The 12,415-nt window shown below is 57.2% G+C and carries 10 protein-coding genes; 4 read left to right on the forward strand and 6 right to left on the reverse strand.

The window, feature by feature from the left end:
* Window positions 1-159 precede the first annotated feature (159 nt).
* The 6 genes from cls to B7L72_RS13960 form a co-directional block, all read right to left on the reverse strand.
* The gene (gene cls / locus B7L72_RS13935; protein ID WP_050980320.1) at window positions 160-1,638 is read right to left on the reverse strand and encodes a cardiolipin synthase; all 1,479 of its coding nucleotides are present in this window, start codon (window positions 1,636-1,638) and stop codon (window positions 160-162) included.
* Window positions 1,635-2,384 (reverse strand): ferric reductase-like transmembrane domain-containing protein, encoded by a 750-nt coding sequence (locus B7L72_RS13940; protein ID WP_081137392.1) that lies wholly within the window; start codon window positions 2,382-2,384, stop codon window positions 1,635-1,637. The genes cls and B7L72_RS13940 overlap by 4 nt, the downstream gene beginning before the upstream one ends.
* A 132-nt stretch (window positions 2,385-2,516) precedes the next feature.
* Window positions 2,517-3,557, reverse strand: a complete 1,041-nt coding sequence (locus B7L72_RS13945; protein WP_081195058.1) for a L,D-transpeptidase family protein — start codon at window positions 3,555-3,557, stop codon at window positions 2,517-2,519.
* Window positions 3,554-4,384, reverse strand: a complete 831-nt coding sequence (gene lgt / locus B7L72_RS13950) for a prolipoprotein diacylglyceryl transferase (protein WP_081195060.1) — start codon at window positions 4,382-4,384, stop codon at window positions 3,554-3,556. Before lgt ends, B7L72_RS13945 begins: the two co-directional genes overlap by 4 nt.
* 18 nt (window positions 4,385-4,402) lie before the next feature.
* Window positions 4,403-5,263: a F510_1955 family glycosylhydrolase gene (locus tag B7L72_RS13955; RefSeq protein ID WP_039181150.1), complete on the reverse strand. Its 861-nt coding sequence runs from the start codon at window positions 5,261-5,263 to the stop codon at window positions 4,403-4,405.
* Window positions 5,264-5,359: 96 nt separating this feature from the next.
* Window positions 5,360-6,964: a multicopper oxidase family protein gene (locus B7L72_RS13960; RefSeq protein ID WP_081195062.1), complete on the reverse strand. Its 1,605-nt coding sequence runs from the start codon at window positions 6,962-6,964 to the stop codon at window positions 5,360-5,362.
* A 699-nt stretch (window positions 6,965-7,663) separates the two neighbouring features.
* On the opposite strand from B7L72_RS13960, the gene B7L72_RS13965 reads away from it, so the two are divergent.
* The 4 genes from B7L72_RS13965 to B7L72_RS13980 all read left to right on the forward strand — a co-directional run.
* Complete coding sequence (locus B7L72_RS13965) at window positions 7,664-8,242, forward strand: Spy/CpxP family protein refolding chaperone (RefSeq protein ID WP_081195064.1); 579 nt, start codon at window positions 7,664-7,666, stop codon at window positions 8,240-8,242.
* Between the two features lie 80 nt (window positions 8,243-8,322).
* On the forward strand, window positions 8,323-10,827 hold the full coding sequence (locus tag B7L72_RS13970; protein ID WP_081195066.1) for a heavy metal translocating P-type ATPase: 2,505 nt from the start codon (window positions 8,323-8,325) through the stop codon (window positions 10,825-10,827).
* Entirely contained in the window at window positions 10,824-11,018 is a 195-nt protein-coding gene (locus B7L72_RS13975; RefSeq protein WP_016915536.1) for a DUF2933 domain-containing protein, read from the forward strand. The genes B7L72_RS13970 and B7L72_RS13975 overlap by 4 nt, the downstream gene beginning before the upstream one ends.
* Window positions 11,019-11,550: 532 nt before the next feature.
* The coding region (locus B7L72_RS13980) for an ImmA/IrrE family metallo-endopeptidase (protein ID WP_176212892.1) at window positions 11,551-12,415 on the forward strand (865 nt) is incomplete at its 3' end.

Below are 12,415 nucleotides of genomic sequence, written 5' to 3' on the forward strand. Positions count from 1 at the left end.
ATTTGGGTATATATCGGCAGGTACTCACACCGCAAATACGGCTGCTGGGAGTCGGTGCCAGCAACCTGGGGCTTCGCGACGCTCAATCAGCATACTCATGAATAAGCCGAGTTGAATGCAAAATCACAGGCCAGCGGGCAATAGAGTGATCAAGCACACTCATAAGACCGGCGCAAACAAATAGGCCGCTCGAGCCGCCACCCGATGCCAAAGCGGCTTATCGCTGATCTCCTCTGGCTGCATCTGCCGAGCCCGCGCGAAATCCGCCTTGAACATCGCATCAACCTCGGCGGCAAAGTCGGCGTCCATCACCATCGCCGTCACCTCGAAGTTGAGTCGAAAGGAGCGGTTGTCGAGGTTAACGGTACCCACTGCCGCACCGATTTCGTCAACCAAAAAGGCTTTGCCATGTAAGAAGCCCCCCTCGTAGCGATAGACCTCGACCCCCGCCTCGAGAAGCGAATCGAGAAAGGCATAGGCCGCAAAGTAGGTTAGAAGGTTATCTGGACGTTCGGGAATCAGGATTTTCACCTCTACTCCGCTTAACGAGGCTAGTTTAAGCATCGCCAGCACCCCCTCATCTGGCACAAAGTAGGGACTGGATATCCAGATACGCTCTTGCGCGGCGTGAATTGCCTGTTGAATCATCAGACTAGCCGTCTCAAATCGGTCTGCGGGCCCACTCGGAAGAATGAGCACCGGTGTACCATGGCCGCTTGGAATTAGCGGTGACCAGGGAAGCTCGGGGATTTCCTCAGTCGCCCAGTGCCAATCTTCAAGAAACACCAGCTGCAGCGCCAAGGCCGCAGGCCCCTCAATCATTAGGTGGGTATCACGCCACGGGCCAATTCGTGGGTGGCCTTCCAAGTATTCATCGCCAACATTGAATCCACCGACCCAAGCTCTTTCCCCATCGGCCACCATTATCTTGCGATGGTTGCGAAAGTTGAGCTGGAAGCGATTACCTGTCCCCCGCGTAGAATGAAAGCGATGTACTCGAACACCCGCCTCTTCCAGCGTCTGGAGATAGTGGCTCGGCAACGCATAACTTCCAATTTCATCGTATAGAAAGAAGACCTCCACGCCCTGCCTAGCCTTCTCAATCAGCCGTGCCTGCAGCGCCAATCCCACTGCATCAGCCCGAACGATATAAAACTGCACAAGCAGATAGCGCTCAGCAGCATCAATACCGGCAAACAAGCTCTCGAAGGTCTGCTCACCGTCGATCAGCAGTTCCACCCGGTTGCCACCTAGAAACGGCAGCTTGGCCAGCTGTTCGACACCCACCAGATGCTTGTCAGCGTGTTCATCCGAAACCCCATGAGCCCGCAGCTCGGCCAGTTTTTCAGCAAGCGCCTGCCCCAACACCGAGTTCTCGTCGCGTCGTGCAGAGACATAGCCCTGGAATTTCGTGCGGCCGAACACCCAGTAGGCTGGCACCGCCACATAGGGCAATGTGTTTAGTGAAACGATCCAGGCCACAGCTCCCTGAGAGGTACGGCTCGACATCATCGCATCCAGTGACGACACAAACCCAACCAGATGAGCAACTCCCACCACGAGCAGTAAACGACGCCAGAATCGACGTCGCCTGGAGGGCAGCGTTACTGCCCCCGGCTTTTCCCTTTCATCGCTCATGCTCCCCCTAAACCACCTTTTCTTCGCTGTAAAATCAGTTTTATCATTGCCGCAACCTGAACGGTAAAGACAATACTCACGAGCCCTACAAACCAGAACCGAAACCAATTGGGCCCAGACACCCCACTCTGGAAAACTAGATTCCTGAGACTCAGCTCATAATGTAGGAAGAGAAAGTAGATTCCATGAAGAGCAACTAGATAGAAAACCACATAGGCATAATTTTGAAGATGCTTCCATGTTGAGCTTCCCAGGAAGCGCATGGCCTTGTCGGATGATATGGCAAACAGGACGAGCCCAAAAAAGAGGGCGACTAACCCGACCATATTCGCAAGCCCGAACCCCGGATCCACAAGAACCGGGCCTGAAAGCCCCGCCAAAGGCAGCTCCTGATAGCCTAAAAATCCACGAATCGACCACCGTGCCCAGCCATCCCACACTAGAAAAGCATGCACAGAGGCAAAGATCGCAAACCAGATCCCGAAGGCTCGCCGCCAATTGACAAGAAAGCTCAATTGCCTAGGCCATATTTTCACCACAGGGCCTATCACCATGGTGACAAATAACAGGATAAAAGCAGCATCGCCTAAAGCACGCCAAGTGCGCATCTCAGCGTCCCACTCCATTCGGCTCAACCAAAAAAGATAAGCTGTCATGGCACCAATCAGTACAACAACGAAATGTCTTCCAATTCTATGACGCCTAGTCGACATACTGACTTTTTTAGCTATAACGTGATGGTTCATATTTTTTCATACCTAGACACCACTTCATCGCAAGGCTAACCCTATTTCACATATGATTAATATCGACTTTATTCGGGTGCCTGGGAAGCTTGGCTGACTTTTCTCAGCATCCCAAACACCCTTATGAAAGCGTTAAAGACCCACCTCATAAAGCAATATCAAGGGTTGTGCTTGTTCTTCTAGAAGCTCATCCTGAGTTGGCGTATCGATGGGCACTACTTGACCGTCGGATCTCTCCAGCAGTTCTTGGAGTTGTGCATAATTTACCGATTGATCCAAGATGTACTGATTGAGCTTCGGCTGCATCTCAAGCAGTGCTTGTCTGCCGTGGTTCTGATTTTCAAGAAACTGATATACCTGCACGAACGCAGTGCCATCGTCCCAGCCGATCTTGACGGGCTGATCGACGATATTAACCTGAGTGCCTAAAGGCACAGCACCGAATATTGCTTTAACATCTTCCGGAAACATGCGTATGCAGCCACGGCTGGCGCGCATGCCAATGCCGTCCGGATCATTGGTACCGTGAATTAGATAACCAGGAATATCGAGCAGGATGGCATGCTTGCCGAGCGGGTTATCGGGACCCGGCGGCACCACTGAGGGTGCCGGTTCGCCTCGCGCCGCCGCTTCTTCACGCATGGAACGTGGCGGATACCAGGCAGGATCCTCAAGCCGCATGGTAGTGGTGGTAATTCCCAGTGGGGTGTTATAGCCATCTCGACCGATACCGATCGGATAGGTCTCGACTCGCGGCACCTCACCTTCGCCTATCTCCGGAAAATAGTAGAGACGTAACTCGGCGATGTTAATTACAATGCCAGTCCTCTCGGCATCGGGCAGGATATACTGGGCTGGCACGAGCACTTCTGTTCCGACGCCCGGCACCCAAAGACTGACGTTCGGATTAGCCCGACGGATTTCCTCGTAGCCCAGGTTATGGGTACGGGCGATATCGAGGAGCGTATCCGCCTCGTTGTCTACCACTACCTTATAGGCCTCACCAATCAGGTCACCGTACTCAGGCAACCTGTAGTGGCCCTGCGGCCACTCCCCCACGTCTTCAGCAAGCACAGGCGAAGTGCTCAGCAGCGTAGCGATAAGCAACGCCCCTAGCCCCGTTTTAATAATAATGGCAGTAATGGTGTTGGAGTGCCCAAGCGATAGTATCATTGTGTCCTCCTCTCTCGGCGGCGCAGATATAAACCGGGTTGGCTATGATTATCCACCGGTTGTTGGCGCGACCAGGTGATCAGCGCCATGCCGACCAGTATCATAGGGGCAGTCAGCAGCATTCCCATGGTGACCCAGCCAAACGCGAGGAAGCCGATGTGTTCATCCGGCAACCTCACGAATTCAACTGTGAAGCGAAACACGCCGTACAGCAGCAAAAAAAGACCAGAGATCAGACCTCGCCGCCTCGGTTCAGCGGAAAGCCACCACAGCAGCACGAACAGCACCACCCCTTCCAGGGCGAATTCATAAAGCGCAGAGGGGTGTCGTGGCTCTGGGCCCATGTGGGGAAACGGCATCGCCCAGGGCAGGTTGCTGACGCGCCCCGGCAGTTCGTGATTGATGAAATTGCCGATTCGCCCTGCACCAAGACCGATCGGCACCAGTGGTGCGATGAAGTCGGTTAGGGCAAAGAAGCCGAGCCGATGCTTTCGCGCAAACCATAGCGTCGCCGCCAGCACCCCGAGCAGTCCACCATGAAAGCTCATACCGCCTTCCCAAACTTTGAACAGCCATAAGGGGTTGGCCATAAACTGTTCTATTCCATAGAACAGGACATAGCCCAACCGGCCACCAACCACTACGCCTACCGCGGAGTAAAAGATCAGGTCGCTAATGTCATCGTGGGTTAGCTTAAGCCGATTAGCTCTAAGGCGCCCAAGCCACCAGGCGGCGCCGAAGCCCACCACATACATCAGGCCATACCAGTGAATCGCGAACGGGCCGAGGCTGATGGCCACTGGATCAATCTGGGGATATTGCAACATGTGGTATCTCCCAATTCATTAGAGGTGCGACCAATCGCGCCCACCGTTATTACTGATCAGCAGTTGATTGAGGTCATCAACCGCCACCAAACGCTGGGAGTCGTGCGGATCCAGCGCCAGATGCATCAGATAGCGCTCTTCCCAGCCACGCTTGACTACCTCCCAATCCCGGCTGCCCTCCCCAACTCTCAGCAAGCCTACCCCTATCATGAAGGCGTAAAGCTCTCCTTGGCTGGCCACCACCAGGCTCGTAGGGCGACGCTCAGGGTATACTTGTCGCCATCGTTCGCCTCCGTCAGGACTCATCAATAGCCCGGTTTGGGTGGCGGCATAGAGTTGTTCGGGATCACGGCTCGAGGCAGCCAGTGAAATCAGCCCGGCCGGCGCCTGGGCGCGAATCTGCCAATTGGCTCCACCATCCTGGCTGACTTGGAGCTGGCCACCATTAGCCCCATAGAGCACGTCGGGACTGGCCTCACTGATGGTCATCTGATGAAAGTCCACCGGGCCATCAACGCCGATAGCTAATTGTGACCAGCTGCGGCCTGAATCCCGGGACTTAACCACGCCGAGGTTGCCTCCCCTGGCCGGGTGGCCGCTGGCAAAGAAGGTCTCGGCTTCTTCCGGGTGAGGAGCAAAACCCATGAAGTCATGGGTCTCCTCCGAGACCCGGCGGGCCATTCCATCACTACCAACGGCATAGAAGCCATGATGGGTGGCCAACCATAGTCGTTCGCTATCCGCTCGATCGACGGCCAGGCCGTGAATATGGGTCTGCTCTCGCAGTTGCTCAAGACTGATACTACTCGGTTCTCGGGAGCAACCTGAAAGCAAGGTAAGCAGGAAGGCCACGGCGAGTGGCCAGCGATAATAGGTCATGACATCACGTCCTTATCAGTCGTCAGGTGGACAAGCACCACGCAAAGCCAACGCACAACGCCAAAGCAAAACAAGGCAAGGCAAGGCAAGGCAAGCTCAACTCACACGGATCGTTGCCATCATGCCTAGCTCTTCGTGTTCGATGATGTGGCAGTGGAACAGCCAATCGCCGGGCTTGAGGAACACCATGCGCAGCCTGAGACGCTGATAAGGAGCCAGGTTGACGGTGTCCTTCCAGGCCAGCCAGGGCGCGTCTCGCCATTCCCTGTCAGCATCGCGGGTAGCGATCACCTGAAAGTGGGTGCCATGCACATGGAAGGGGTGATCCATATGGGAGTTATTGAAGACTTCCCACTCCTCTACCTCGCCAACCTGCCCCTCAAACAGGACGTCGTTCATGGCAAAGGCGCGGCCGTTGATCAGAAAATCCACCTTGGGTCGAACCGCTCTATCATCGTCGCTAGCGTGACTCGCCCCATGCCCCGGCCCATGGGTTCCGTGATGGCTGTCACTGCCGCTGTGGCTGGCATGCGGATCGCCATTCACCGCACCGTGATTGTCATGGTCTGGCATCACCTCGGTCAGTTCCACTTGACGTCTCACCGCTGGTTCACCCAAGGGTTCGATATGGGACAAGGGGTCAGGTAACGCGACGGCGGGGTATACGCCAGTGTTTAGGGTATGAATCGATAATAGCGGAGCAATCTCGTCCAGATGTGCCGGCTTAGCCCCCATCCAACCTCGTGTATAGGGATGACTCGCCAGCTCAAAACTCCTTTCAGATTTCTCGCTGATGCGTACTAGCAGATCGACCCGCTCACCCGGGGTGAGCAGCAACTCTTCGAGTGGTTGTGGTCGCTCGATCAGCCCGCCATCGGTACCGATCAGGGTCAACTCGTGATCTTCCAAGCGTAAACGCAAGTACCGGCCAGCACAGGCGTTGACCAGCCGCAGCCGCAGAGTAGTGCCCGGCGCCACATCAAGACGTGGCTCGCGTTGGCCGTTGACCAACAGAAGCTCCCCCTCGCGTCCATTCATCCAATCTTCGCTGGTATGGGGCGCCACTTCGCCATTCATATTCAGGCGCAGGTCGCTGACCACTAGCAAATGCTCTTCCACCTCCGCGGGCAACACGCCTAATCGGGGCCTGACCAACAATGCACCCGCTAAACCATGAGCTACCTGACGCGCAGTACCTTCATGTGGGTGGGGGTGAAACCAGTGTAACCCTGCACTCCCCCTATGAAAAACATAACGATAATGTCGTGACTCTCCTGGTAATACGGCTTCCCAGGGTGCCCCATCTTGCGACTGGGGCACCGGTACCCCATGCCAGTGCAGCGTCGTTTCCTGCTCAAGCTCATTTATCAGCGTAATGTCTAACTCATCCCCCTCGCGCACCTCAATCAATGGCAACACTTTACCGTTGTAGAGCCACAACTTTGCCTCCAGCCCATCGCTCACTGGCAGCGCATGGGCAGCGGGGGTTAACACACTTTGAAAGCGCCCAACCTGATCACTCAAGTTTGCAATCCGAGGCAATGGTTGAAGGGGTTGTCCTGCAGGGATGCTAGCGTTATCTAGCAGAGCTGTTGGTGACGCCTGTGTATGCCGTCCGGCCAAAGCGTGAACCAATAGGCCAGACCCAGATAGGGCAATACCACCCAGGGTGGTGTAGCGAAGAAATTCGCGACGTTTCATGGCTATTCCTCGTGATTAAAATCATCATCTTGGCCCGCCATAGGCGAGCTGAACGTTCAGCGATGAAGGTTTAAACGCGAGGAGGGCGATCAAAGAGCGCGCGCGGAGCTGGCGACCAGTTGACCAGATAACGAGGCAAGGTCGACGTGGCGGAGGTTGCGTCTTCGATAAGCAACGCGAGATTTACCGCACACTGAGCACAGGGCATACAGCACTCTGCCATATGGGAGGCATCGTGGTCGCCAATGCTGACCGACCCAACAACTTCGATCGCTCCACTGGCTAGATCAATGTCAGTGAACAGACAAGGTTCATCTTCATGATGATCCATCGCCATGACCATCAATGGCTGCGCCAAGGCAAGGCTTAGCAGCAAACAAAGCAGCCATTTAAAAGCGGAGCAATTCATGACAAAGAAGTAATCACTATCGAGTGGAGGATATTAAGAGTATTTCATGGCTTCACAGACACACGCAACCCAAGTGCAGCAGGCAGGTTGCCGAATTACCAAAATTGATACAGGTCAACAAACTGCCTACTTTCACGCCCTGATATGCCTTAGGCATGCCTGAATGCCATATTGAGAATTGACCTAGGTGCTACACATAACCTCAATACTTCAGGCATCGGCCTTTGATATAGGCCTGTCGCTGATATAGGCCTGTCGCTGATATAGGCCTGTCGCTAAGGAGAACGACCATGGATATTCGCAAGCACACTCTCGCCTTCGGACTCACCCTGGCCCTCGCAGCCAGTGGTACCGGCATTGCTTTCGCCCAGGGAATGATGGGTGACCAAGCGGGCCAGGGACGCTCCATGATGGAGGGCGGCATGGGCCCCGGCATGATGGGAGGCATGATGGGCGGCGGCGGCCAGGGCGGCATGGGCCCCGGCATGATGGGAGGCATGATGGGCGGCGGCATGATGCCCTGCCCGATGATGGGCGAGGGCATGGGCATGATGTCGATGCTCGACCCCGATCAGCGCAGCCAGATGCGCGAATTGATGCAGGATCACCGCCCGGCCCAGTTCGAGCGCAAGGGGCGCCTGATGAATCTGCGCGACGACCTGATGGCCGAGATGCACGGCGAGCGTCCGGATCCGGAGGCCGTGCAGGAACTCCACGGCCGCATGGCCGAGTTGCACGGCGAGATGATGGCCGAGATGGTGCGCATGCGTAACGCCATGCACGACCTCATGACCGATGAGCAGCGCGAGCAGCTTCAGCAGGCGGCGCCCGCCGACGTGGATCCCGAGGACCACGATGCCCATCACTGATCGGCGGAGTCACTGAGTACGCAACATCAAGGACGGCCAACCCTGGCCGTCCATTCGGCGACAGCTGCAGGAGGCACGTGATGAGTGACACCAGGTCCAGAACGATCACCCTGACGGTACCCGGCATGGGCAGCGACCACTGCGCCGGCATCGTGCGCAAGACCCTCGAGCGCCTCGATGGCGTGAGCGAGATCCAGACCAATATCGCCAACCATCATGTCAGCGTGACGGTCGAGGAAGGCGGACCCGACGGCAACACCCTGAAGGGAGCCGTTGAGGGTGCCGGCTATGACGTGGCCGCCGTCAGCGGTGGTGGCCAGCAGCAGATTCGCCTGACGGTGCCCGGCATGGGCTCGGACCACTGCGCCGGCATCGTGCGCAAGACGCTCGAACGCCTCGATGGCGTGGGCGAGATCCAGACCAATATCGCCAGCCACCGCGTCAGTGTGACCATCGAGGCCGGTGGCCCCGATGGTGAGGCGCTGAAGCGCGCCGTCGAGGGGGCCGGCTATGACGTGGCCGCCGTGCAGACCGAGGAGCAGGAGGCGGGCGACGGCGACGCCGAGATCGAGGAGGCCTACCTCGCCCAGGCGCGCAAGCGCCTGATCATCGCCGGCATACCCGCCACCCTGATCATGCTGTTGATGATGCCGCACATGTTCTGGCAGCCGATCCCGGGCTACCTGGCCATCGTCGCCCTGCTGGCCTTCCCGGTGATCTTTCTCTATGGCGGCGCCGCCACGCACCGCTCGAGCTGGCGCTCGCTGAAGAACGGCACCTTCAACATGGACGTGCTGATCTCCATGGGCAGCCTGCCGCCCTACCTGATCGGCCTGGTCGGCTTCATTACCCCCATGACCTCGTTCATCGAGATGGGCGCCACCATCATGACCTTCCACCTGCTGGGGCGTTACCTGGAGGCCCTGGCCAAGGGGCGCGCCTCACAGGCCATCCGCCGCCTGCTGACCCTGGGCGCCAAGACGGCCCGGGTGGAGCGCAACGGTGAGGAGGTCGAGGTGCCGGTCAAGGAGCTGGCGCCCGGCGACATCATGATCGTGCGCCCCGGCGACAAGGTCCCCACCGACGGCGAGGTGGTCGAGGGCGAGAGCCACCTCGACGAGTCCATCGCCACCGGCGAATCGATCCCGGTCTACAAGAGCCCCGGCGACAGCGTGATCGGCGCCACCATCAACAAGGAGGGGCGCCTGCGGGTCAAGGCGACCCGGGTCGGCGGCGACACCTTCCTCGCCCAGGTGGTGCGCCTGATCGACCAGGCCCAGGGCTCCCGGGTGCCGATCCAGGAGTTCGCCGACCGCATGACCGGCCGCTTCGTGCCGGCGGTGATCCTGATCGCCCTGGCCAGCCTGGTGGTGTGGCTGCTCATTCCGGACGCCCTGCGCCCGATCCTCGACTGGGGCGCGACCTTCCTGCCCTGGGTCAACCCCGAGGCCGCCACCCCGGTGCTGGCGATCCTGGCCGCCGTGGCGGTGCTGGTCATCGCCTGCCCCTGCGCGCTGGGCCTGGCAACGCCCACGGCGCTGATGGTGGGCTCCGGCATCGGTGCCGAGCGCGGCATCCTGATCCGCTCCGGCGAGGCGATCCAGACCTTCAAGGACGTCAAGGTGATGGTGCTGGACAAGACCGGCACCATCACCCGCGGCGAACCGACGCTGACCGAGGTGGTGGCCGCCGAGGGCGTCGAGGAGTCGCGCCTGCTGACCCTCGCCGCGAGCGTGGAGAACGCCTCGGAGCACCCCATCGCCCGGGCCATCGTGGATGGTGCCAAGGAACGCGATGTGACGCCCGGTGAAGTCAGCGATTTTCGCTCCACCGGAGCGCGGGGCGTCTCGGGCAAGGTGGGCGATGAAACCGTGCTGATCGGCAATCGTCGACTGCTGGAAGAGGAAGGCGTGACAGGCCTCGAGGCTCTTGATGACGCCATGGCAGAGCTCGAGGGCAAGGGACGCACCGTGGTGATCGTCGCCGCCGACGGCCAGGCCCTGGGCCTGGTGGCCGTGGCCGATACCCTCAAGGAGGAGTCGGTCGAGGCCATCCGCGGCATGCATGCGCTGGGCCTGCACGTGGTGATGATCACCGGCGACAACGAGCGTGCCGCCCGGGCCGTGGCCGAGGAGGTCGGCATCGACGAGGTTCAGGCCGGGGTGCTGCCGGAGGGCAAGGTCGACGCCATTCGCGCCCTGCAGGCGAAGCACGGCAACCACGTGGCCATGGTGGGAGACGGCATCAACGACGCCGCGGCGCTGAAGCAGGCCAACGTGGGCATCGCCATCGGCGCCGGGGCGGACGTGGCCATCGAGGCCGCCGACGTGACCCTGGTGCGCGGCGAGCTGACCGGGGTGGTGGAGGCCATGCACCTCTCGCGCGCCACCTTCGGCAAGATCGTTCAGAACCTGATCTGGGCCAGTGCCTACAACGTGGCCGCCATTCCCATCGCCGCCGTGGGCCTGCTGCACCCGATGATCGGCGTGATCGCCATGACCGCCAGCTCGCTCTCGGTGATCGGCAACTCGCTGCTGCTCAAGCGGGGCTTCGCCACAAACAACCCACAAGGAGACGCCAAATGAACCGCATTCACCACTGGATGATGACTGCTTGCTTAGTAATTATGGGCGTGGCCATGTTCTTTCTAATGTGGCGCGGCCAGTCACTGGGCACTGGGGCCTGGCTGTTGCTTCCCCTGACACTCTGTCTTGGCATGCATTTCCTCATGCATCGCCATTTCGGTCATCATCAAAGAAATAAGGATGAGAAGTGAGCCAGCGTCATTGCGTTCATGAAATCGATGTCTTCGGCATCAAATATAGCCAGTACTAGCTTCAGTCTTCCTTAAAGAGACAGGTGGCCAAGTAGTGACCACCTGCTATTTAAATATATAGATTTTGCTGGACTAGCATAGGTACTACTCAATATCCTGGATTTGAATATAGATAGAAAAAATAAAAACAAATAAAAACAAATAAAAACAAATACTTAATTTAACAAGAAGGAAATAACCATTGCCCTACTACCCAAACTGCATGGGCATAAGCTAGCAAGCAACCGGCCAGTTACTAAATCATGATCGCCAAAATATTCAGGTTTCTCGCTCTGTTCCTTGGCAACCGTAGTGCTAATGCTGGATGATGGCAATTCCAACTAGATGCTGACGCGTCCGAATTGCCAAAATAACGAATTATGCGGGAAAACACGCTGTCCTCCTCTTTATATCCTCTATTCTAAAGAGCTAAGCTGATTCATTCACTATGTACGTACCGGCACCCAAAATACCGGTGGGGTTAGGACTAGACATGGCCAAAGCAAATCCAGAAATTCTCAAGTGGGCTCGAGAAACTGCTGGCCTAAGCCTCGAGGAGGCGGCTAGCAAACTAGCCCTTGGCGGAAAGAGAGTGACCGGCTCAGAAATGTTGGCAGCGTATGAAGCGGGTGACCGTTCACCCACTCAGCCCCAATTGATGAAAATGGTTAAGCATTACCATAGGCCTTTCATAACTTTTTTTCTGCCTACTCCGCCGCGTAGTGCCTCGTTGGGCGAAGACTTCCGTCGTCTTCCTGAGGCGAAGCGGGATGAGCATCAAGGTAGCGTAAGCGCTCTTGTTCGTGACATCTACCTTCGCCAATCACTAGTTAAAGATGCTCTTATTGACAAAGAGGAGGACGTGATTGTCGATTTTGTGGGTAAAGGGCAAGTCACTTCAGCCGTAGATAGTGCCTGCCGTACAATAAGGGACTATTTTGAAATCGATATTGCCGCATATCGAAGAAGGAAAGGTGCCCACGAGGCATTCAAATATCTCCGAGAAAAAATCGAGATCAAAGGGATTTATGTGTTGCTCATTGGAGACTTGGGCAGTAATCATTCTTCAATCAATACCGAGGCCTTTCGCGGCTTCGCTCTCTCTGATCCTATTGCACCCTTTGTAGTAATCAATCAGAACGACTCGAAATCAGCCTGGTGCTTCACTCTGCTTCATGAAGTGGTACACCTGTGGCTGGGGAAAACTGGCATCAGCGCCCAGACGCACGAACACAAAATTGAGCGTTACTGCAACGATGTCGCGAGCCACATCCTGATTTCAGCAGATGAGGTGAGCGAGGTCTATGAAGCTGCCATGCAGTCGGAAGAGACCTTCGTCATAGCGCTGCAGCGGGAGG

The sequence above is a fragment of the Halomonas sp. BC1 genome (assembly GCF_002078135.1).
Lineage (GTDB): Bacteria > Pseudomonadota > Gammaproteobacteria > Pseudomonadales > Halomonadaceae > Vreelandella > Vreelandella stevensii.